Origin of the sequence: Anaerotignum lactatifermentans DSM 14214, from assembly GCF_900142265.1 — a bacterium.
GTDB classification, from domain to species: Bacteria; Bacillota; Clostridia; order Lachnospirales; family Anaerotignaceae; genus Anaerotignum; species Anaerotignum lactatifermentans.
Genome location: NZ_FRAH01000044.1, coordinates 1 through 20,315 on the forward strand (window position 1 = coordinate 1; position 20,315 = coordinate 20,315).

Annotated in this window: 24 protein-coding genes; 20 read left to right on the top strand and 4 right to left on the bottom strand. The window is 46.3% G+C overall.

The features are described from left to right. Window positions 1-196, top strand: a 196-nt coding sequence (locus BUB35_RS11645) for a transposase (RefSeq protein ID WP_200777601.1), incomplete at its 5' end; no start/stop codon positions are given. A 364-nt stretch (window positions 197-560) separates the two neighbouring features. On the opposite strand, the gene BUB35_RS11650 is transcribed toward BUB35_RS11645, so the two are convergent. Both BUB35_RS11650 and BUB35_RS19075 read right to left on the bottom strand, forming a co-directional pair. Further along, the gene (locus BUB35_RS11650; RefSeq protein WP_072851942.1) at window positions 561-1,139 is read right to left on the bottom strand and encodes a nuclear transport factor 2 family protein; all 579 of its coding nucleotides are present in this window, start codon (window positions 1,137-1,139) and stop codon (window positions 561-563) included. Window positions 1,140-1,992: 853 nt separating this feature from the next. Beyond that, window positions 1,993-2,154, bottom strand: a complete 162-nt coding sequence (locus tag BUB35_RS19075) for a hypothetical protein (protein WP_159432888.1) — start codon at window positions 2,152-2,154, stop codon at window positions 1,993-1,995. Between the two features lie 194 nt (window positions 2,155-2,348). Between BUB35_RS19075 and BUB35_RS11655 the strand changes: the two genes are divergently transcribed. The 17 genes from BUB35_RS11655 to BUB35_RS11735 all read left to right on the top strand — a co-directional run bounded on the left by BUB35_RS11655 (window position 2,349) and on the right by BUB35_RS11735 (window position 15,264). Continuing rightward, on the top strand, window positions 2,349-2,702 hold the full coding sequence (locus BUB35_RS11655; RefSeq protein ID WP_072851944.1) for a winged helix-turn-helix domain-containing protein: 354 nt from the start codon (window positions 2,349-2,351) through the stop codon (window positions 2,700-2,702). Further along, window positions 2,699-3,730 (top strand): selenide, water dikinase SelD, encoded by a 1,032-nt coding sequence (selD, locus tag BUB35_RS11660; protein ID WP_200777602.1) that lies wholly within the window; start codon window positions 2,699-2,701, stop codon window positions 3,728-3,730. The genes BUB35_RS11655 and selD overlap by 4 nt, the downstream gene beginning before the upstream one ends. Window positions 3,731-3,742: 12 nt before the next feature. After that, window positions 3,743-4,351, top strand: a complete 609-nt coding sequence (gene yedF / locus BUB35_RS11665; RefSeq protein ID WP_072851946.1) for a sulfurtransferase-like selenium metabolism protein YedF — start codon at window positions 3,743-3,745, stop codon at window positions 4,349-4,351. Continuing rightward, window positions 4,348-5,166 (top strand): selenium-dependent molybdenum cofactor biosynthesis protein YqeB, encoded by an 819-nt coding sequence (gene yqeB, locus BUB35_RS11670; RefSeq protein WP_072851948.1) that lies wholly within the window; start codon window positions 4,348-4,350, stop codon window positions 5,164-5,166. The genes yedF and yqeB overlap by 4 nt, the downstream gene beginning before the upstream one ends. After that, a complete protein-coding gene (locus BUB35_RS11675; protein ID WP_072851950.1) occupies window positions 5,154-6,176 on the top strand; it encodes a molybdopterin-binding protein in 1,023 nt (340 codons plus the stop codon). The genes yqeB and BUB35_RS11675 overlap by 13 nt, the downstream gene beginning before the upstream one ends. Before the next feature lie 17 nt (window positions 6,177-6,193). Further along, window positions 6,194-6,670, top strand: coding sequence for a cyclic pyranopterin monophosphate synthase MoaC (moaC, locus tag BUB35_RS11680; RefSeq protein WP_072851952.1), 477 nt, complete (start codon window positions 6,194-6,196; stop codon window positions 6,668-6,670). Then, window positions 6,663-7,619, top strand: a complete 957-nt coding sequence (moaA, locus tag BUB35_RS11685; protein WP_072851953.1) for a GTP 3',8-cyclase MoaA — start codon at window positions 6,663-6,665, stop codon at window positions 7,617-7,619. Before moaC ends, moaA begins: the two co-directional genes overlap by 8 nt. A 1-nt stretch (window position 7,620) precedes the next feature. Further along, window positions 7,621-8,073 carry an MOSC domain-containing protein gene (locus BUB35_RS11690; RefSeq protein ID WP_072851955.1) on the top strand — a complete coding sequence of 151 codons (453 nt, stop codon included), beginning with the start codon at window positions 7,621-7,623 and terminating at the stop codon, window positions 8,071-8,073. After that, entirely contained in the window at window positions 8,042-8,530 is a 489-nt protein-coding gene (locus tag BUB35_RS11695) for a MogA/MoaB family molybdenum cofactor biosynthesis protein (protein WP_242949246.1), read from the top strand. Before BUB35_RS11690 ends, BUB35_RS11695 begins: the two co-directional genes overlap by 32 nt. 12 nt (window positions 8,531-8,542) lie before the next feature. Continuing rightward, entirely contained in the window at window positions 8,543-9,343 is an 801-nt protein-coding gene (gene modA, locus BUB35_RS11700; protein ID WP_072851958.1) for a molybdate ABC transporter substrate-binding protein, read from the top strand. Between the two features lie 18 nt (window positions 9,344-9,361). Then, window positions 9,362-10,033 (top strand): molybdate ABC transporter permease subunit, encoded by a 672-nt coding sequence (gene modB / locus BUB35_RS11705; RefSeq protein WP_072851960.1) that lies wholly within the window; start codon window positions 9,362-9,364, stop codon window positions 10,031-10,033. Continuing rightward, window positions 10,030-10,737, top strand: coding sequence for a sulfate/molybdate ABC transporter ATP-binding protein (locus BUB35_RS11710; protein ID WP_072851972.1), 708 nt, complete (start codon window positions 10,030-10,032; stop codon window positions 10,735-10,737). Before modB ends, BUB35_RS11710 begins: the two co-directional genes overlap by 4 nt. Beyond that, window positions 10,734-11,876 carry an aminotransferase class V-fold PLP-dependent enzyme gene (locus tag BUB35_RS11715; protein ID WP_072851973.1) on the top strand — a complete coding sequence of 381 codons (1,143 nt, stop codon included), beginning with the start codon at window positions 10,734-10,736 and terminating at the stop codon, window positions 11,874-11,876. The genes BUB35_RS11710 and BUB35_RS11715 overlap by 4 nt, the downstream gene beginning before the upstream one ends. After that, a complete protein-coding gene (locus BUB35_RS11720) occupies window positions 11,873-12,109 on the top strand; it encodes a putative Se/S carrier protein (protein WP_072851974.1) in 237 nt (78 codons plus the stop codon). The genes BUB35_RS11715 and BUB35_RS11720 overlap by 4 nt, the downstream gene beginning before the upstream one ends. A gap of 14 nt (window positions 12,110-12,123) precedes the next feature. Then, window positions 12,124-12,834, top strand: a complete 711-nt coding sequence (gene yqeC / locus BUB35_RS11725) for a selenium cofactor biosynthesis protein YqeC (RefSeq protein ID WP_072851975.1) — start codon at window positions 12,124-12,126, stop codon at window positions 12,832-12,834. Then, entirely contained in the window at window positions 12,818-13,834 is a 1,017-nt protein-coding gene (locus tag BUB35_RS11730; protein ID WP_072851976.1) for an XdhC family protein, read from the top strand. The genes yqeC and BUB35_RS11730 overlap by 17 nt, the downstream gene beginning before the upstream one ends. A 299-nt stretch (window positions 13,835-14,133) precedes the next feature. After that, window positions 14,134-15,264, top strand: coding sequence for a C40 family peptidase (locus BUB35_RS11735; RefSeq protein ID WP_072851977.1), 1,131 nt, complete (start codon window positions 14,134-14,136; stop codon window positions 15,262-15,264). A gap of 216 nt (window positions 15,265-15,480) precedes the next feature. Here the strand turns inward: BUB35_RS11735 and BUB35_RS11740 are convergent, their stop codons facing one another. Beyond that, the gene (locus tag BUB35_RS11740) at window positions 15,481-16,056 is read right to left on the bottom strand and encodes a hypothetical protein (RefSeq protein ID WP_072851978.1); all 576 of its coding nucleotides are present in this window, start codon (window positions 16,054-16,056) and stop codon (window positions 15,481-15,483) included. 34 nt (window positions 16,057-16,090) lie between these two features. Beyond that, window positions 16,091-16,771 (bottom strand): sporulation protein YunB, encoded by a 681-nt coding sequence (gene yunB, locus BUB35_RS11745; RefSeq protein ID WP_072851979.1) that lies wholly within the window; start codon window positions 16,769-16,771, stop codon window positions 16,091-16,093. A gap of 192 nt (window positions 16,772-16,963) precedes the next feature. Between yunB and BUB35_RS11750 the strand changes: the two genes are divergently transcribed. Together BUB35_RS11750 and BUB35_RS11755 are read left to right on the top strand one after the other, a co-directional pair. Continuing rightward, window positions 16,964-19,663: a transglycosylase domain-containing protein gene (locus tag BUB35_RS11750; RefSeq protein WP_084730663.1), complete on the top strand. Its 2,700-nt coding sequence runs from the start codon at window positions 16,964-16,966 to the stop codon at window positions 19,661-19,663. Window positions 19,664-19,740: 77 nt separating this feature from the next. Then, window positions 19,741-20,301: a GNAT family N-acetyltransferase gene (locus BUB35_RS11755; RefSeq protein ID WP_072851982.1), complete on the top strand. Its 561-nt coding sequence runs from the start codon at window positions 19,741-19,743 to the stop codon at window positions 20,299-20,301. Window positions 20,302-20,315 lie beyond the last annotated feature (14 nt).

Sequence of the window (20,315 nt, forward strand, 5' to 3'; positions counted from 1 at the left end):
CGCGAATTTAAAATACAAATATGGAAATAGAACATTTTGGTGTAGAGGATATTATGTTGATACAGTAGGAAAGAATACAAAAAAGAACCGGGAATATATCAACAATCAATTAAAAGAAGATTGGATGGCAGATCAAATAAGTTTAAGTGAGTACATTGACCCGTTCACGGGTAAAAAAGTAAAAGGGAACAAATAAAAATAGCCGCCAAGGGCGGCAGTTGAGAAAGTAGAGCACTTGGCGGACTTTCAATGCGCTTGCAAGCGCAGCTGGTAATAGCCCCTTCTAGGGGCAGAGCAAACCACCGGCTAAGCCGGTGGTCCTGATTCGTGTTGCATTTTGTGTTGCATCACTGAAAATGTTTGGAAAGATAGCATTGCGAAGAAATGGACATGATTTTCAACATACGTTTTCATTTTCCATCATATTTGCGTAGTCAGGAGAAGCTGTAAAGCAGAGATGAAAACAGTCAACAGCAAGTTTGAAATTTCCGTGCTACACCCTTTTGCTCTGTATGATCTTGTTTTTTTTATTGGAATCCCATATCACGCAGCATTACTGTTTAAGAAAAAGCTTCATTAATGTTTTCTGCGTAGCTGACCAGACCGCCTGTGATGGCATCGGCTAAGTCATTATCCGGCACAATGAGCCAATTGTTTTCGCCTTTGACCAGAGAAATGTCCACTTCTTTGGTGTAAGTCGTGTCTTTGTTATTGGCAATGGCAGAAATCATTGCTTCTGTGGATTTTTGTTCTAATTCTTCTTCAGACAATCCTGCGAAAGCCAGTGAAATCATTTCAGAAATCGCCTGACTCATGGCATTTGCCATATCCACATTTGTGATGGATACTTTGACTGTTGCAGTGTCACCTTCTTCTGTGGAAGAAAGGATTTCAAAAGTCAGGTTTTCCACAAAAGCTTTGCCGGTTTCTTCATTTTCCAAGTCGGAAATGGCATCATCTGCGGTATCTGTTGTTTCACTGGTATCGTTGGTATACTTATCAATGGTTTCCAGATCAAGGTTCTGGAACGCTGTCAGATAGTTGGTGACAGCTGTTTCTGGAGATTCTCCACCAGAGCAGCCAACAAAGGCAAATACCATTGCCAAAGTTGTCAAGAAAGCAAGAAATTTTTTCAGCATATACATTCCCCCTGAATGGCTGCCGCGTGATATGGAATTGCACACAATGAGATGTTTGCAAAAGAAAATATTCAGTTTTTCTGGAAAGATTCATCCCCATCTTCTGGCAGTATTGTATTTTGGGAAAAATCTGCATATTTTTGATAGTCAGATAATTCCTGCGACCTTTCGATAGAAGCTTTCTTTCCTGTATCATTTCATTTTCTATACGAATCGTTCAATTCCTTCTCATCCCCTTTGATATTTGATGCCATGAACAAAACACTGGTGCCAGCAGATATTTAGATCAACGACAATCAAATGCAGAGAAGGAAAGTCATTTGAACAGTAATAAAAAAGATATATTTTGTTATTTTGAAAAAAGAGGCAGACCCCTAAGCACCTGGAACCGAAGTTCGTCGCTTATCTGTAAAAAAAGTCTGCCTCTTATATAACCAATATAAAGGATATGAGGAAAGAAAGCAAGATGAAAAAAGCTTTACAATGAGTGGTTTGCTGATTACGGCAGAATCTTCTACCGCCGTCGTTGGTTATGATGCCGTCAACGCCATCCAAGAAGATTCTGCCAAATCATAACAGACAGTTCGGCACAAGCGGCGAAAACGCGACCTGTGTTCGAAGTTGAACTGTCTGCTAGTTAGAATATAACATGCGTTGTGCGGGAAAACAATCTTTTACAGGAAAGACTATTAGGTTTTTGAAGTTGGATTTTTTATAGTAATATGCACGCTACAATAGGCTCTTTTTAAACAAACAATCCTTTTATACAAGAAAAAAACACCCGAAGTCCTTCATGTCATAAGGATTTCGGGTGTTTTTGTTTTCCTATGAAGCAGCCCATAAAGCATACGCATCATTTTTGTTCTTCTGTCTTTTTCATAATCCAGCATTTTCTCGTACATTCATCGCAATTTTTCCGGCACAGGGCACTGCCATCGCTGCGGACGGCACCGGCGTGCTTATAAGCCACATAACCCAGTGTCACACAAAGGATGATAAACAGAAATTGTCCCATACCATTCCTCCTTTTATATGAGTGGTTTTTTCGTGGTGTTTTTATTATCATACCAGAAATTCCGAAAAGACGCAAAGGATTATGCAAAAAGCATATGGCAAAAGCCAATAAAAACTGCTATAATAAGACGGATTCAGCCGAAAGGCTTTTCTTTTTGAAAGCGTTATTTTTTTAAAAGAATAACGAGGTGATTTATGAAACAGGATTTACATTATGATATGAAAGTGCGCATCATGGGAGAGGAAAAAGCCTTTGGCCCGGGTGTGGCACAGCTTTTGAAAGGTATAGAAGAAATGGGTTCCATGCAGAAAGCCGCGGAGAAAATGGGGCTTTCTTACAGCAAAGCATGGAAAATGATGAAAACAGCGGAACAGGAACTGGGCTTTGCCCTGACGGAACGCAGCAGCGGCGGCAAGGACGGCGGCGGTTCTGTTGTAACAGAAGAAGGCAGAGAAATGATGCAGCGATATGGAAATTTCCTCTCTGCTTTGCAGACAGAGGCAGATCGTTTGTTTGCGTTTTATTTTCAGAGGGAAGGTGAGAAATGATGCCGGAAGAGATTGTATTTTGCAAAGGCGGCGGATGTACGGCAAAACTGGGCGCAGGCGTATTGGAACGCATCCTTTCCCGTTTGCCAAAACCGGAGAAAAAAGACGAAAATCTGCTCATTGGCTTCGAAAGTTCCGATGATGCGGCGGTTTATCGAATTTCAGAAGATACTGCCATTGTGCAGACATTGGATTTTTTTCCGCCAATGGTGGAAGACCCTTATATTTTTGGACAGATTGCTGCAGCTAATGCCCTCAGCGATATTTATGCCATGGGCGGCGATGTGCGGACAGCCTTGAATATCGTTTGTTTCCCGGAAAAAATGGACTTGAACATTTTGGGGAAAATCATGCAGGGGGGCAGCGAAAAAGTCATCGAAGCAGGAGGAACCCTTGTGGGCGGGCATTCCATTGCAGACGCGGATGTGAAATATGGGCTGTCTGTCATGGGAACCATCCATCCAGATCGCATTTTTCCCAATGACGGTGCACAGGAAGGCGATGTGCTTTTGCTGACAAAACCTTTGGGCGTTGGCATTGTCTGCACGGCAAATCGTATGGGAGAGGCTTCTCAGGAAGCTATGGACATGGCTGTCCGTTCCATGACAACTTTGAACAAATACGCTTCGGAAATCATCAGAAAATATGATGTCCATGGCTGTACGGACGTGACAGGCTTTGGTTTTCTGGGGCATTTGAAAGAAATGCTGGCAAAAGGGCTCAGTGCAGAGATTGATTCCATCCGTATCCCTCATATTCCAGAAAGTCTGGCTTACGCTGACGGATTTTTCCTCACAGCGGCAGCCCAGAGAAATCGAAACCATGTAGGTGATTTGGTGGAATTTTGCGGCGTGCCTTTTGCGGTGGAAGAACTGCTTTTTGACCCTCAGACTTCCGGCGGCTTGCTGGTGAGCATGCCTAAAGAGGATGCCCAGCAGGCGTTAGCGGAAATTGCGGCTTTAGGTTTGCCCTGTGGCATCGTTGGAAAAGTTATGAAAAAAGAAACACAGAAGATTGTGGTATTATAGGAGGAAACAGAAATGGAAAGAGTAGACGCACGCGGAAAAACTTGTCCCTTGCCTGTTATTGAAACAAAAAAAGTACTGGAAAGTATGACAGAAGGCACTGTGGAAGTGCTGGTAGATAACGCCATTGCGGTGCAGAATCTTTGTAAAATGGCAGAACAGAAAAAAATGAAAGCAGTCAGCGAAAAACAGAGTGAGGACTGCTATGTGGTGACTATCACTGTGGAAGCGGGCAGTCAGACACAGCCAGATGCGGCTCCGGTGGTTTGTATGCCCGACGGCAGAAGCGCAGGAACCGTAGTTGCTCTGACAGCAGAAACCATGGGCACAGGCGACGATGTACTGGGGAAAATTTTAATGAAAGGCTTTGTATATGCTCTGACAGAACAGGAACAGCTGCCGGAAACCATTGTGCTCTATAACGGGGGCGCAAAACTGTCTGTGGAAGGTGCGGAAACATTGGCTGATTTGAAACTTATGGAAGCCCAGGGTGTGGAAATCCTGACCTGCGGCACTTGTCTGAACCACTATGGACTGTCTGAAAAACTGGCAGTTGGTTCTGTGACAAATATGTATCGTATTGCCGAAGTCCTTTCCAAAGCAGGTAAGGTGATTCGTCCATGAAAAAACCATTTCCCATTGTTGTCCGTGGCGGCGGCGACTTGGCAACGGGAACCATCCATAAATTGTATCAGGCGGGTTTTCCAGTCATTGTGCTGGAAACTGCCAATCCTTCTGCTATTCGGCGGTATGTAGCTTTTTCCGAAGCTGTATATGAAGGCGAATGGACAGTGGAGGGTGTGACTGCCGTTTGGGCAGCGGATTTTGCGGAAGCCCAGGAGATTTTGGAGGATGGAAACATTCCTGTACTCATTGACCCTGATTGCAAAATTTTGGAGGAAATCCAGCCGCAGGTGCTTGTGGATGCCATTCTGGCAAAAAAGAATCTGGGAACGACCATGGATATGGCAGAAACAGTTATTGCCCTTGGTCCTGGTTTCACAGCAGGGGTGGATGCCCATTTGGTCATTGAAACCCAGAGAGGACATAATCTGGGGCGTGTGCTAACAGAAGGAGCAGCGGCACCCAATACAGGCATTCCCGGTGTCATTGCCGGTTATGGCAAAGAACGTGTTATCCATGCACCGGCGGCAGGAATTTTGCAGAACAAAAGCAAAATCGGTGATCTGGTGGAAAAAGGTCAGACCATTGCCATGATTGGCGATGTGCCTGTTACTGCCACATTGACAGGGGTTCTCCGCGGGCTGATTCGGGATGGCTATCCTGTGACAGAAGGCTTCAAGATTGCCGATATTGACCCCAGAGAAAGTGAACAGAAAAATTGTTATACCATTTCTGATAAGGCGCGGTGCATTGCCGGCGGTGTGCTGGAAGGAATTTTGATGCGAAATAGAGGGAGTTTTATATGGAAAAAGTAAGAGTGGAAGATGCCGTTGGTATGGTGCTGTGCCACGACATTACAGAAATCGTACCCGGTAAGTTCAAAGGCAGAGCCTTTGCCAAAGGTCATGTTATTCAGGAAGAAGATATTGAAAAACTGCTGGATCTGGGCAAACGCCACATTTATGTCTGGGATTTGTCCAAGGGCTATGTCCATGAAAATGATGCAGCTTTGCGGATGGTACAGGCGGCGGCAGGGGAAAACATCGTTTTCAGTGAGGTAAAAGAAGGAAAGATCGAACTGCGTGCAGCCTGTGACGGTGTGCTGAAAATCAATCTGGATACCCTGTACGCTGTGAATAGTGACGATGAAATCTGTTTTGCCACCATCCATGGCAATAAACAGGTGACAAAAGGCAAACTCCTTGCCGCTACCAGAGTTATCCCTCTAGCAGTGAAGGAAGAAGTGCTGGAACGCTTTGAAAAAGCATGCAAGGAAAGCAAAACCCCTTTGGTGGAAGTAAAACCTTTCCGCCCTGCAAAAATCGGCGTGGTCACCACTGGCTCTGAAATCGTTTCCGGCAGAATTGCCGATCAGTTTGGCCCTGTTCTGGAGAAAAAAGCGGCAGAAGTGGGGGCGACCATCATGGGTCAGGTGTTCCCTGGTGATGAGCCCGAAGCTATCACACAGGCAATTCTGGATTTTCTGGCACAGGGAGCAGATATGGTGCAGGTGACCGGGGGTATGTCTGTAGACCCGGATGATATGACACCTTCTGCCATTCGTGCCTGCGCCGATGAAGTGGTGACTTATGGCACACCTGTTTTACCGGGTGCGATGTTCATGCTGGCCTATGTGCAGGGAAAACCTGTGGTAGGCCTGCCCGGATGCGTTATGTACGCAAAACGGACAGTATTTGATCTGGCCGTTCCTCGTCTGCTGACAGGAGAAAAACTCACCAGACGAGATTTTGTGCTTATGGCGCATGGCGGACAATGCCAGAACTGCCCTGTCTGCACCTATCCCGACTGTGGTTTTGGACAGTAAAGGAGGGGAGGAGCTTTATGGGAGAGTTAACACATTTTGATAAAGAAGGCAACGCAGTCATGGTGGATGTGAGCCAGAAAGCGGAAACGGAACGGACAGCCACAGCAAAAGGAAAAATCCGTGTGAGCCGGGAAGTTTTTGAGAAGATTCAGGCAGGCACCATGGCAAAGGGCGATGTGCTGGGCATTGCCAGAACGGCAGGCATCATGGCGGCAAAACGCACTTGGGAATTGATTCCTCTGTGTCATTTGCTGGCGCTGACAAAATGCAGTGTGGATTTTGAACTGTATCCAGAAAACTGTGAAATCGAAGTGGCGTGTACGGTGAAAACCGTTGGGAAAACAGGGGTGGAAATGGAAGCCCTCACAGGGGTACAGATCACCCTTTTGACTATTTATGATATGTGCAAAGCCTTAGACCGTTCTATGGTTATGACAGACATTCGCCTGTGCGAAAAAAGCGGCGGAAAGAGTGGGGAATATCGGCATGATTGATGGATTTGGAAGAACCATTGACTATCTTCGGATTTCCGTCACAGACCGCTGTAACCTGCGGTGCGTCTACTGCATGAAGGAAGAACAGCAGGAATTTCTGCCCAGCGGCGAACTGCTGACACTGGAAGAATGGGTCAGACTTTGCAAAGGTGCCGCTTTGACAGGCATCCGCAAAATTCGCATTACTGGCGGCGAACCCCTTATGCGGCAGGATATCGTAGAATTGGTGGAAGCCATTTCCAATATTGAAGGCATTGAAAAAGTAGTCATGACAAGCAATGCAGTCCACCTGGCACCCCTTGCGGAAAAACTGAAAAAAGCAGGGCTTTCCGGCGTCAATGTGAGCATCGACAGTCTGGATGAAAAACAGTATTGCAGGCTCACCAGACGGGATGTGCTGTCTGATGCTTTGGCAGGTCTTGCTGCTTGCGGCAAAGTAGGACTGCCTGTGAAAGTCAACTGCGTGCCTGTAGCAGGGGAAAATGAAAAAGAACTGCTACATCTGGCAGAATTGGCGAAGAAATACCCCATAGAGGTGCGTTTCATTGAAATGATGCCTATCGGGGAAGGTTCCGCTTTTCCGCCAGTGAAAAATGAAACCATTCGAAAACGGCTGGAAGAAGTTTATGGCGAATTTGTTCAGACAGAGCAGGATGACCGGGAAGGTCCGGCAGTGTATTATACAAACGAGCATTTCAAAGGACGCATTGGATTTATCAGTCCTGTGAGCCGCAGTTTCTGCCATCAGTGCAACCGTATCCGCATGACAGCAGAAGGGAAACTAAAGCTCTGCCTGCATCATCCAGTGGATTGCGATTTGCGGGAATTGGTGCGCAGCGGCGCGGAGCCGCAGAAGATACAGAAGGTGCTGCAGGAACGTATCCTGCAAAAACCAAGGGACGGTCATACCACCGACGAAGTTCGTCCCATGTGGAAAATAGGAGGATAGTATGGGAAAGATTATGGCTGTGTGCATCAGCGAAAAACGTGGCACACAGAAGAAAAATATTGAGAAAGTACGCCTGATTGAGAATTTCGGGCTGGAAGGCGACGCCCATGGCGGTAATTGGCACCGACAGGTGAGCCTTCTTTCTTATGAGAAAGTGCGGGCATTTGAAGAAAAAGGCATTTCCGTAGAGGATGGCGCTTTTGGCGAAAACTTGCTGGTGGAAGGCTTTGATTTCAAAACCCTGCCCGTGGGAACCAGATTCCGCTGTGGAGAAGTTTTGCTGGAAATGACCCAGATTGGCAAAGAATGTCATAGCCATTGCGAGATTTATCAGGCAGTAGGGGACTGCATCATGCCCAGAGAAGGTGTGTTTGCAAGAGTGCTCCATGGCGGAATGATTCAGATTGGAGATGAATTGGAAATTGTACCGAGTAGCGATTCTGACAGCAAGTGATAAAGGAGCGGCAGGCAAACGGGAAGACTTGAGTGGTCCTGCGGCAAAAGAAATCATGGAACAGGCAGGCTATACTGTGGTGGATATGCGGATTTTGCCGGATGAACGGCAGTTGCTTTCGGAAACCATGAAAGAAATCTGTGATAAGGGAACGGCGGACTTGATTCTGACCACCGGCGGTACAGGCTTTTCCCCCAGAGATTGGACACCGGAAGCCACACTGGATATTGCGGAACGGCAGGTGCCGGGATTCAGTGAAGCCATGCGGGCAGCGTCTTTGGCAATCACACCCAGAGCCATGCTCAGCAGAGGGGTTTCTGTCATTCGGAAACAGACCCTTATCGTCAATCTGCCGGGCAGCCCCAAAGCGGTGCGGGAAAATCTGGAAGTGATTTTGCCAGTTCTGGGACACGGACTGGATATTTTAACGGCAAATGCAGAAGAATGTGGGCAGTAAAGAGGAAATCATATGAAAAAGAAATTTGGTATGATGGCATTGGCAATGATTTTGACAGCAGGCATGCTGGCAGGCTGCGGCAGTGAGCAGACAGCGGAAAGTAGCGAAGAAAAGGATGCAGTGACAGGGGCAATCACCGTTTCCGCGGCGGCGAGTCTGACAGATGTTCTCAATGAACTGGCGCAGACATTCCAGGAAGAATATCCTGGTACAGAAGTTTCCTTTACCTTTGGCGGCAGTGGTGCTTTGCAGACACAGATTGAGGAAGGCGCTCCTGTAGATCTGTTCTTCTCTGCGGCAGAAAGCAATATGGACGCTTTGGAAGAAGAAGGGCTCATTGATGCAGCCACCAGAAAGGATGTATTGCAAAATGAAATCGTCCTCATTGCCCCTCAGGGAGAAACAGCAGTAACTTCTTTTGAAACCATTCTGGATAGTGAACCTCAGATTGCTTTGGGGGAAGCGGAGAGCGTTCCCGCTGGGAAATATGCCCAGGAAATTTTCACAAACCTCGGAATCTGGGATGATGTGAAAAGTCATGCTGTATTCGCGTCTAATGTGCGGGAAGTGCTGGCTTGGGTAGAAGCGGGAGAAGCTGACTGCGGCGTGGTATATGCCACCGACGCAAAGACAAGTGACGCTGTACAGGTTATTTGTAGTGCACCAGAAGATGGTCCTCAAGTATTGTATCCTGCGGCTGTCATCAAAGACTGCGCAAATCCCGAAGGCGCTCAGGCATTTCTGGATTTCCTCACCAGTGAAGAAGCAGGAGAAGTGTTCGCTTCTTATGGCTTTACATTTTTGGCAGAATAAAGGAAGGAGAATTCCGTGATGGATGTTTCGCCTCTTTTGCTTTCTGTCTGGGTGGCAGCTTGCGCCACGTTTTTTTCCGTGGTGCTGGGCACCCTTGGGGCGTATGGTGTTATGAAACTGCGCCGCTTGCGTCCCTTTGCCGATGCGGTGCTGACATTGCCTTTGGTGCTGCCGCCAACGGTAACAGGCTTTTTCCTGCTCATATTGTTGGGCAAAAATAGCCCTGTGGGACGGTTTTTCAATGAAATTGGATTTCCTTTTATATTTTCCCTCCGTGGGGCAGTGGCAGCGGCATTTGTGGTATCTTTTCCGCTGATGTATCGAGCAGTGAGAGGGGCAATGGAATCCATGGATAAACAGCTGCTCTACGCGGCACGGACATTGGGCGCAAGTGAAAAGAAAATCTTTTTCCGCATCATTTTGCCTAACTGCCGCAGCGGGCTTTTGGCAGGGATGATTCTTGCCTTTGCCCGTGCCATGGGGGAATTTGGCGCCACCATTATGATTGCCGGCAATATCCCCGGCAAGACCCAGACCATGGCACTGGCAGTGTATACGGCAGTCCAGAGCGGCAATCGCCAGACGGCGTATTTGTGGTCGCTGGTCATTGTGATATTGTCTGCCCTTGCCATTGTGGGTATCAATTATTTTGAAAAGAAAAAATATCAGGGAGAGGATGAGGGTTTTTGAGATTACAGGCAGAATTCAGAAAAAAAGTAAAAACAGAAACCATTGAAATTTCTCTGGATTTGGAAAATGAAGTGCTGGGTATTCTGGGGCGCAGCGGCTGTGGCAAAAGCGTCACCCTGCGGTGTCTGGCAGGAATTTTGCAGCCGGACAAGGGTAGAATACAATTAGACGATAAAATCCTGTTCGACAGCGAGAAAAAAATCTCCGAAAAAGCCCAGAAACGAAAAATCGGGTATCTGTTCCAGAATTATGCCCTGTTTCCCAATATGACGGTGCGAGAGAATATCGCCTTTGCCTTTGGAAAGGAAAAAGAAAAGGACTTTCTGGAGGAACTTTTGGAGCGGTTTTATCTGACAGAGGTGGCAGAACTGTATCCCGCTGTGCTTTCTGGTGGACAGCAGCAGCGGACAGCCATGGCAAGGATGCTGGCGGCAAAACCTGATGTGATTTTGTTGGATGAGCCTTTTTCCGCTCTGGACAGCTTTCTGCGGCAGGAGATGGAACGGGAAGTCCAGCAGGTGCTCCAGAGCTTTGGCGGCGTATCCATTCTGGTGTCACATAATAAGGAAGAAATTTTTCGCCTGACACAGAAATGTATGGTCATGGAACGGGGAAAAATTGCAGAAATCGGGGACACAAAAGAAATTTTTGCCCATCCAAAAACAGCGGAAGGCAGATTATTGATACAGGGAGGAAGTTTATGATTTATCTGGATAGCGCGGCAACCAGTTTTCACAAGCCAAAAGAAGTGGCAGAAGCGGTATATGACGCCATTTTGCACATGGGAAACAGCGGCAGGAGCGGTCATGAGATTTCCCTGACTTCTTCCCGTGTCATATTCGGAACCAGAAAAAAACTGGCGGCACTCTTTGGCATGGACGACCCTGCACAGGTGGTTTTTACGGCAAATTCCACCCAAAGTTTGAATATTGCCATCAGCGGGCTTTTTGGAAAAGGTGACCACGTCATTACCACTGCCATGGAGCATAACAGCGTCCTGCGCCCTTTGTACCGCAAGGAGGCAGAAGGCATGGAACTGACTATCATTCCTTGCGATGAAAAAGGTACTGTCCGCTATGATTTGCTGGAACAGGCGGTGCGACCCAATACAAAAGGCATTGTCTGCACCCATGGTTCTAATCTGACGGGAAATCTGGTGGATATCAAACGTATCGGCGCATTTTGCAGGGAAAAAGGCATTTTGTTTATAGTGGACGCATCCCAGACGGCAGGGGTATTTCCCATTCATATGGAAGAAATGGGCATCGACGTTTTGTGCTTTACCGGGCATAAATCCCTTCTGGGTCCTCAGGGCACAGGGGGAATGTGTGTACGAAAAGGACTGGAAATTCCCAGCTTTTGTGTAGGCGGCAGTGGCGTCCAGAGTTATAGTAAGACCCATCCGGCACAAATGCCTACCCATTTGGAAGCGGGAACGCTGAACGGGCACGGCATTGCGGGGCTTTCTGCGGCATTGGACTGGATCGACAAAACGGGGCTGACTGCCATTCGGGAAACGGAGCAGAAGCGCATGCGACAGTTTTACGAAGGTGTTAGAAAGATTCCGCAGGTGAAAGTTTACGGTGATTTTTCTGCGCAGGAACGGGCACCCATTGTTTCTCTCAATATTGGGGATAACCCCTCAGAGGATGTTTGTGATGAATTGGCGGTGCGTTACGGCATCGCAACCCGCGGCGGTGCCCATTGTGCCCCTTTGATGCACGAACAGCTGGGAACAGTAGAACAGGGGGCTGTGCGGTTTAGTTTCTGTTACTTTACAACGGAAGAAGAAGTGGAAAAAGCCATTTTGGCAGTGAAAGAAATTGCGGAGGCATGGACATGAGACCAAAAGAACTTTGTTTTCTGGTGGCATTTCATACCACCACAGAGGCATTGGCACTGGAAGAAGCCGCAAGAAGCGCAGATGTGCCCGGCAGGCTCATTCCTATACCCACTCAAATCACAGCGGGATGCGGTCTGGCGTGGCGAATGCCCATAGGCCAGAAAGAAAAAATGAAAAGCCTATTGACAAAATGCGACTTGAAATACGAAAATATATATGAACTGATGATTTGAAAGGAGGCGGAAAGATGTTGCTTACAGAAGCATTGCAGATTCCGCCTTCTGCACGTTGTATCTGTGCTGTGGGCGCAGGGGGCAAAACAAGTCTGCTGTACGAATTGGCAGAAGAATACCGACAGAAAGGAAAACGTGTGCTGCTGATAACCACCACGAAAATGTACCTGCCGGAAAAAGACGGCGTACTGGATGGAACGGCAGAGGAAATCAAAGAAAAACTGGAAAGAGACGGTTTTGCGGTGGCAGGCAGTGTTTTTTCTGAAGAAAAAATGGGACCTTTGCCGCAAGCTATTTTGGATGAGGTGTTTTCTTTTGCTGATGTGGTTCTGGTGGAGGCAGATGGTTCCAAAAGAATGCCGCTGAAAATGCCAAGACAGGGTGAACCTGTTTTGCCGGAAACATGTGATTTTCTGGTGACGGTGGCAGGGCTTTCCGCTTTGGAACAACCGTGGGAGCAGGTATGCCATCGTTTTGCGTTAGTTTCTTCCATGATTTCTGGAAAAACAGTGGCGGAAGGGGATATTTTCCCCCTTTTGCAGGCAGGCTATGGTACCCTTTGGGATGAGATACAGGGATGTGTTTTTTTGAATCAGGCAGAGGTCGTCGGCTGGGATAGAGCAGAGAGAATTGCTGCGGATTTCTCTGTGCCCTGTCTTTGGGGAAGCTTACGGCAGAAACAATACTATAGAAAAGAGGGAGATTCCCATGAGAGAAGCATATAAACAACTCCGGCACTACCTGCAGGAACTGGATTGGGTAGGCAGCGGTCTTGTTTATGAAGGTCCTTTGCAGGGCTTTCAGTTTTTGTGGCAGGAGGAAGGTGTCCTTTGGGCACCTCCGGGAGAAATGGAAACAGCGAAGAAAATGTTGCTGACTATTGGCGAAATGAAAAGCTGCACCACTTGTGAGATTGGTGAGAATCATGTGTTTGTGGAGCATTTTGGCATGAGCCCTAGACTGGTGATTCTTGGCGGCGGTCATATTTCCCTTTCCCTGGTGAAATTGGGAAAATTGTTAGGCTTTCATGTGACCGTTGTGGATGATCGCGGAGAGTTTGCCAACCTCCAGCGGTTCCCGGAAGCGGACTGCGTGCTCTGCGGCGATTTTGCGCAGGTGTTTGAGGAAATTCCTGATTTACCTGCCAATTATTATGTGGTGGTCACCAGAGGGCATCAGGCGGATGAACAATGCGTCCGTCAGATTTTGCGGAGAAAGTATGCCTATGTGGGCATGATTGGCAGCAAAAATAAAGTTGCCAAAACGAAAGAAGCTCTTTATAAATCCGGCTTTCGGCCTGCGGAAGTGGAAGCCATCCATGCACCCATTGGGTTGAAGATCGGTGCTGTGACACCAGAAGAAATCGCCGTCTGCATTGCGGCAGAAATCATTCAGGAGAAAAATAAGGTGCCTGTAGAAACCATTGAAGATGCGGTGCTGGATGCTTTGTGTGAAGATACAGGCTCCACTATGGCACTGATCGTTGCCAAAAGCGGTTCTGCTCCCAGAGAAGCAGGGGCAAGAATGGTAGTAAAAGATAATGAGATTCTGGCTGGTACCATTGGCGGCGGTGCTGTGGAACATGCGGCAATGATCTATGGCTCTCAGATGCCCAAGCATCATATCCAAAAAGATGTACAGGAATTTGTGCTGCGGAAGGAAGAAGGGGCAAAACTGGGCATGGTCTGCGGCGGCAGTAATTTGGTGTATTTTGAAAGCGATTGAAAATTTTGTCTTTCCAGAAAAAACAACATGAGAAATTTGGATGCTTGACATCAATTTCTTTTAAAATTCTTAAAAAATGTTTGCGCGGATATCTATTTTCTTTTTACATGACAAAAAACGAGGATAATCTTTTTTGTAAACAAGAAAAATGGCGAAAAATAAGGGTTTCTTATGCTATGTTGTGGAAGATTATGAAAAGTTATCTGCAAAAAATATTGACAAGATTATTAAACTTTCGTATACTAGTTGTAACAGATTTGTAATAAATTCGGGAAAAAGACAAAATGGAGGAAGCTTTTATGAACTTATCCAAAGCAATCCGCCAGGTTTGTGTAACAGCAGCCTGCGTGATGCTCGGTACAGCAACGGTTTTCGCGGCTGATATGGGACAGGCAAATGGCACCAACGTCAATGTCCGTGAAGCGGCAGGAACAGATGCGGCTGTACTGGGTCAGATCAGCAGTGGATCAGAATATCAGGTGACTGGCAAAAGCGGCAGTTGGTATCAGATCTCTTATAATGGACAGAATGGTTTTGTATCCAGTGATTATTTTCAGTTGACAGAAACAGAAGGTACTGTCACAGGTTCTGGCGTTAATATCCGTGCAGCAGCAACTACCAGCTCTAATGTGCTGGGCAGTGTGAATGCAGGGGATACACTCACAGCAGTGGGACGTGTGGACGGCTGGTATCAGGTGGAATATAACGGTCAGGAAGCATACATCAGCAAAGATTATCTTTCCGGAGATTATCTTTCTTCACTGACAGTGGTTGGAAATACGGACCCTCAGATCACACCTGCGGCAGAAGAAGTGAAATATGCAGTGGTGACAGCAAAAAGCGGTCTGAAACTGCGTAAAGAAGCATCTACCAATTCTATCGTTCTGACAGTTCTGCCTTATGGTACAGTGGTGGACGTAGACCGCCAGGGCACAGAATGGGTGCGTGTCATCACAGATGATGGTCAGAAAGGTTATGTCAGCGCGGATTATGTTTCTATTCGCAGCGGTGAAGAAGAACCCTCCCGCGGCTCCTCTTCTGCATCTTCCGCAAAAGGTGAAGAAATTGTTGCATATGCAGAACAGTTTATCGGTACTCCTTATGTATGGGGTGGCACAAACCTGAATACAGGTGTGGATTGTTCCGGCTTTGTATATGCTGTTTTCCGTGATTTCGGTATTTCTTTGAACAGAAGTTCCGCTTCTATGGCAAGCAACGGCGTAGCAGTTTCTAAGTCTGATTTGCAGGCTGGGGATCTGGTATTCTTCAATACTGGCGGCGACAGCACCATTAGCCACGTTGGTATTTACATGGGTGATGGAAATTATATCCATTCTACAGACGGCGCTGCATATGGCGTTACTGTTACAAGCCTGAGCAGCAGCTACAGCGCAAATACATATGTGACAGCAAGACGTGTCATTCGCTAAAAACGATATGAAAAAGGCAGACGAATGCGCCTTGCCTTTATAAGAAAGCAAAAAAGCTGAAGTCCTTGTCATAGGATTTCAGCTTTCTTTTTTGCTATGTTTTCTGAAAGGGAATCTGTCTTTTTTTTGAAATGATTTCTGAACATAAAAAATCCCCATTTCTTTGGGCAATTCATTTGCCTGAGAAATGGGGATATGTTTTTTTCAGGGTGTTTGTTATCTGCCGATGGAGCGTTTGTAAGCTTCTACATCTTCGTCAGTCAAGGGCTGTACTTCAGACAGATCCATCCAACGTACCCAGATTCTGCCCTGGAGACCTTTGATATCCAGTGGAGCGTCGAACTGATCTTTGTCAATGCCGATGACGGTATCGTTGTCGCCGTTGAACATGATTTCGAAAGGTTTATACTGACCATCTTCAAATACCAGCATCTGTGTGCTGTAGAAGTTCAGGTAACCAGCTTCGCTCAGCAGATGTTTTTCCAGACTTTCCAGATCAGGGAAAGTTACGACAACCCATTCACCAGTTGTATCGGAAAAATCATACAGCTGCAAACCGTGGAAATCCAGTTCTTCTTCACCGGTAGCACCTTTGTTATCATCTGCCAGACCTTTCATGGCAACGGGTGCACCATTTTTACCGTCACGCAGAATCTGTGTGCCGGGCAGGAAACAATCTACAAACGCCTGAATTTCACGATCTCTGAATTTATCTCTTACAGCCCAGAAATCACCATTATCATAAGAAAGACCACCAACTTCTTCCAAAAAATCTCTAAGTGTACGAATCATATGCCTTACCTCCGTTAAAAATTTGACATCTTCTCTATACATTTAATAGCATTTTTACCGTTCTGTCAATAGGCAAATCTGCCGTTTCCCACTGAAAATATTCTTCTGGAACATCGCCGCCAAATACGGTATCTACAAGCATGATTTTCCGCGTCATGGGAATGCTTTCTTCATGAAGGGGATTGACAATACGAATCTCCAGAGAAATATTGATCCAGATTTGAAAATGCATTTGATTGATGCCGCTGCTTTCCATTTTTGTTTCATAATCAACCTCTGCGGCGCCTTTGGGTTCCATAGAAAAGGGAATGTCAGGTCCCCAGTTTGCAAACAGTTCCACACCGCTGATGCTGCCTAAAGGAACGTTGATTTTCTCGTTGTTCAGCTGTTCCAGCTCTTTGGTGATTTCACTGCTGAGGGTGGTGCAGAAGCGGTTGATGGCGATGGTGTCGGCAGAAATTCCATCAGGATTGCTTTCATTTGCAAAATAAAAATCTTCCGCTTCCATGGAAAGTTCTGCAAGGGTACGTTCTAACGCAGTATCAATGACGCGGTTTGCCGCTGTTTTGGACTCTAGCTTGGACATTTCCTCTGCAATCTCTGTTAAACGCAAGTCAAAGAATCGCAGTCCTATGCCAAGTGTTATGCCGATGGTGATAATCAGCAGCAGTGTTGACCAGGAAAAAGTATGTTTTTTTCTGCGTCTGGCACCCATGGTATTCACCCCCTGATTCTATTGTATGGCATCACGCGGAATTTAGTCTGAAAACAATGGAAAAATGGGTTTTTCACGCCAAAATCATGCGTTTTTAATACAATTTTAGGAATTGCGTTTGAAATTCTATATAATTTTACTTTATCTCTGTCGTAAAATCTGTTATAATCAACGGATAAAGGAGGGTTAAAGATGAGTGATTCTCAACGAAGAAGACGCCCACACAGTCGTCCTGAGTCTGACCACGGCAGCAGCAGCGGCAGGCGCAGAAGTACCCGACCGCACCCCAATGCCAGACGAGGCAGAAAGCGGAAAAAGCGGAGTACAGGCAAGAAAATCTCTAAAATATTGATTGTGCTGGTAGTCTTAGTTGGTTTTGCAGTTGCAGGCGCTGGTCTTGGCACCGTATTTGGCATATTGCAAAGTACAGATATGCTCAATACGTCAGATGTTATGCCCCAGTCCTACACTTCCATTGTCTATGATGATGCCGGAACGGAAGTGAATAAACTGCATGGCAAAGAAAACAGGGAATATGTGAATCTGGATGAAATCCCATTACACATGCAGCATGCTGTGGTTGCCATTGAAGACGAACGTTTTTATGAGCATGGCGGTATTGATATGCGCGGTATTTTCCGTGCCTTGGTGGAAAATATCAAAACCATGAGCTTCCGTCATGGCGCAAGTACCATTACCCAGCAGCTGATTAAGAATGAAGTGCTGACCAATGAAAAAAGCATTGTCAGAAAAGTCAAAGAACAATTCCTTGCATTGAATCTGGAAGATACACTGGAAAAACAGCTTGGTTCCAAAGAAGCGGCAAAAGATTATATTTTGGAATTATACTTGAATACCATTGCTTTGAGCCATGGTTTGAATGGTGTCGAAGCGGCTTCGCAGTATTATTTCGGAAAACATGTCAGTGACCTGACCTTGGCGGAAAGTGCCTGCATTGCTTCCATTACCAATAATCCAAGCCTGTATGCGCCGGATTCTCAGCCGGAAAATAATAAGAAAAGACAGACATTGGTTCTGGATAAGATGTTAGAACTGGGATATATTACCCAGGAAGAGCATGATGAAGCTTTGGCAGAAGATGTATATGCAAATCTGGTGTGCACCAATCAGGAAGAATCCACTGGTGTTGCAAACCACAACTATTTTGTGGAAGCTATGATTGACCAGTTGGCAGAAGACCTTCAGGAAGAACTGGGTTACACATCTGCCCAGGCTTATAAGATGATTTACAACAATGGTCTGGAAATTCATACGACCATGAATACAGAAATGCAGGCAATACTGGATGAAACCTTTACAGATGACAGTATGTTCCCGCCCAGTGATGGTACGCTGGATGTCACATATCTGATTTCTGTTGCAGATACTTCCAAGCCTGTCAGTGGTCCAGATGATACTTCCAATCAGTCTCACTATGAAAGGAAAACAACTGTTACCAGTGAAGACGAAGTAGATGCTTTTGTAGAATCTGTAAAAGACGAGCTGCTGGATGATACCCATCAGCTGGTTCTGGATAAAGTAACCGTATCCAAATCCCTGCAGTCTGCTATGGTCATCATGGACCAGAGCAACGGGCAGGTAAAAGCCCTGGTAGGCGGACGTGGTCAGAAACCCGGCGACTCCGTATTTAACCGTGCGACACAGGGTCTTCGTCAGCAGGGTTCCGCTATGAAGATACTGGCTTCTTACGCACCTGCAATCGATACAGGTCTGTTGATGCCCGGTTCCATCATCGTGGACGAGCCTGTAACTTATGGTTCTTGGTCACCTAAGAACTGGCAGGGACGTTTCTTTGGTCCTTTGACAGTCAGAGAAGGTATCCGGGATTCCATGAACGTATTGGCCGTGAAAACCTTTATGATGGTTGGTGCAGAAACATCCTTTGAATATATGAAGAGTATGGGTCTGGAACATCTGGTGGAAGAAGATAAGGCAGCAACCACTGCCCTCGGTGGTCTGACACAGGGGGTGTCTGTTATGGAAATGACAGGAGCATACGCATGTATCGCAAATGGCGGCACATACTATGAACCTACTTATTACACAGTGGTATATGACCACGATGGCAATGTACTTCTGGATAACAGAGAAAAAGAAGGTACACGTGTTCTGAAAGAAACAACTGCATACCTTCTGACAGATATGATGGAAGATGTTATCACCAGCGGTACAGGTACTGCGGCACAGATCAGCGGAATGACGGTTGCCGGTAAAACTGGTACCACCAGTGATAATGTGGACTTGACTTTCTATGGATATACGCCTTATTATACGGCAGGTATCTGGATGGGCTATGATACGTCGAAAGAGATGACAAATGTCTCCGGCAGTGCCCATTTGAAGATATGGAAGCATGTCATGAGTCAGATTCACGCAAATCTGCCCAATAAAGAATTTACAAGACCAGACGGCATCGTAACGCTGTCTGTCTGCGCGGCAAGTGGTGCGCAGCCTTCCAGTCTGTGCAGTCAGGACTATTATGGTTACTCAGCACGTTCGGACTTGGCAGCTGCGGACTTCCAGAGAGATGATTCCGTATGTACCCTTCATAAGTCTTACACCGTTTGCTCCGAAACGGGCAAACTGGCAGGACCGAATTGCCCGAACCCCATCAGCGTGGTTGTGGCAGTGAAGGATGGACAGATCCTTGGCAAACCAAGTGAAGTTCCGGAAGGCAAACTGGATATTGATGTCAGTCAGGAATGTACTTCCGATCATATTGTAGAACCTACAACACCGGAAGAAACAACTCCTGGAACAGATAATGAAGGAACCACAACAGATCCTTCTACAGGAACAGGTGACAACAATTCAACAGAAACCACAACGCCTACCAATCCTGTAGATGATCCAAACTTCGGAATTCAATAAGAAATAAGATATATAGCTGGAATCTTCGGATTCCAGCTATCATATTTTTATCAGAATTTTCCACAGGAGGAAATGGAATGTTGATAGAAAAAGCCTGCAAGCAGGATGAAAAACGGATTTACGAGTTATACTGCGCTTCTTTTCCGCGTATGGAAAGAAAACCTTTTTCTAGAATCTGCAGAAATTGCAGAAACGGAAAAATGGAAATGTGGGTCATCAAAGAGCATACAGAGTTTCTGGGGTTTTTTGTATGCGCTGTTTATGAAGAGATGGTGCTGATTGATTATTTTGCGGTGATGCCCTCCAAACGGGGGAGGGGCGTGGGCAGCCAGGCTTTAAAGCTGCTTGCAGATATTTATCCAGAACAATATATTTTTCTGGAGATTGAGCCGGAAAATGAGAAAGCGTCCAATGCCCTCCAGAGAATACGAAGAAAAAAATTCTATATGCGCTGCGGCTTTCAGGAAACAGGTATCCTATGGGATATGTATGGCGTTCCCATGGAGGTATTGTGTTATCAAAAACAGCTTACTTTGAACCAGTGCGAAAAAATGTACCGTTATTTGTATGGGCGATTCTGGTTTTTGCCCATTCGCCGGATTTCCCATGCACATTCTCAAAATTCTGACATAATATAATAACAGAACTTTTG

Excerpts from the sequence above, each read along its gene's own strand:
- BUB35_RS11650 (WP_072851942.1), bottom strand. The coding sequence starts at position 1,139 with ATGCTGAAAAAATTTCTTGCTTTCTTGACAACTTTGGCAATGGTATTT.
- yqeB (WP_072851948.1), top strand. The coding sequence starts at position 4,348 with ATGAAAAAACCATTTCCCATTGTTGTCCGTGGCGGCGGCGACTTGGCA.
- BUB35_RS11720 (WP_072851974.1), top strand. The coding sequence starts at position 11,873 with ATGAGACCAAAAGAACTTTGTTTTCTGGTGGCATTTCATACCACCACA.
- yqeC (WP_072851975.1), top strand. The coding sequence starts at position 12,124 with ATGTTGCTTACAGAAGCATTGCAGATTCCGCCTTCTGCACGTTGTATC.
- BUB35_RS11655 (WP_072851944.1), top strand. The coding sequence starts at position 2,349 with ATGAAACAGGATTTACATTATGATATGAAAGTGCGCATCATGGGAGAG.
- moaC (WP_072851952.1), top strand. The coding sequence starts at position 6,194 with ATGGGAGAGTTAACACATTTTGATAAAGAAGGCAACGCAGTCATGGTG.
- BUB35_RS11755 (WP_072851982.1), top strand. The coding sequence starts at position 19,741 with ATGTTGATAGAAAAAGCCTGCAAGCAGGATGAAAAACGGATTTACGAG.
- BUB35_RS11740 (WP_072851978.1), bottom strand. The coding sequence starts at position 16,056 with ATGATTCGTACACTTAGAGATTTTTTGGAAGAAGTTGGTGGTCTTTCT.
- BUB35_RS19075 (WP_159432888.1), bottom strand. The coding sequence starts at position 2,154 with ATGGGACAATTTCTGTTTATCATCCTTTGTGTGACACTGGGTTATGTG.
- yedF (WP_072851946.1), top strand. The coding sequence starts at position 3,743 with ATGGAAAGAGTAGACGCACGCGGAAAAACTTGTCCCTTGCCTGTTATT.
- yunB (WP_072851979.1), bottom strand. The coding sequence starts at position 16,771 with ATGGGTGCCAGACGCAGAAAAAAACATACTTTTTCCTGGTCAACACTG.
- BUB35_RS11735 (WP_072851977.1), top strand. The coding sequence starts at position 14,134 with ATGAACTTATCCAAAGCAATCCGCCAGGTTTGTGTAACAGCAGCCTGC.
- BUB35_RS11730 (WP_072851976.1), top strand. The coding sequence starts at position 12,818 with ATGAGAGAAGCATATAAACAACTCCGGCACTACCTGCAGGAACTGGAT.
- BUB35_RS11750 (WP_084730663.1), top strand. The coding sequence starts at position 16,964 with ATGAGTGATTCTCAACGAAGAAGACGCCCACACAGTCGTCCTGAGTCT.
- BUB35_RS11675 (WP_072851950.1), top strand. The coding sequence starts at position 5,154 with ATGGAAAAAGTAAGAGTGGAAGATGCCGTTGGTATGGTGCTGTGCCAC.
- moaA (WP_072851953.1), top strand. The coding sequence starts at position 6,663 with ATGATTGATGGATTTGGAAGAACCATTGACTATCTTCGGATTTCCGTC.
- BUB35_RS11690 (WP_072851955.1), top strand. The coding sequence starts at position 7,621 with ATGGGAAAGATTATGGCTGTGTGCATCAGCGAAAAACGTGGCACACAG.
- modA (WP_072851958.1), top strand. The coding sequence starts at position 8,543 with ATGAAAAAGAAATTTGGTATGATGGCATTGGCAATGATTTTGACAGCA.
- selD (WP_200777602.1), top strand. The coding sequence starts at position 2,699 with ATGATGCCGGAAGAGATTGTATTTTGCAAAGGCGGCGGATGTACGGCA.
- modB (WP_072851960.1), top strand. The coding sequence starts at position 9,362 with ATGGATGTTTCGCCTCTTTTGCTTTCTGTCTGGGTGGCAGCTTGCGCC.
- BUB35_RS11715 (WP_072851973.1), top strand. The coding sequence starts at position 10,734 with ATGATTTATCTGGATAGCGCGGCAACCAGTTTTCACAAGCCAAAAGAA.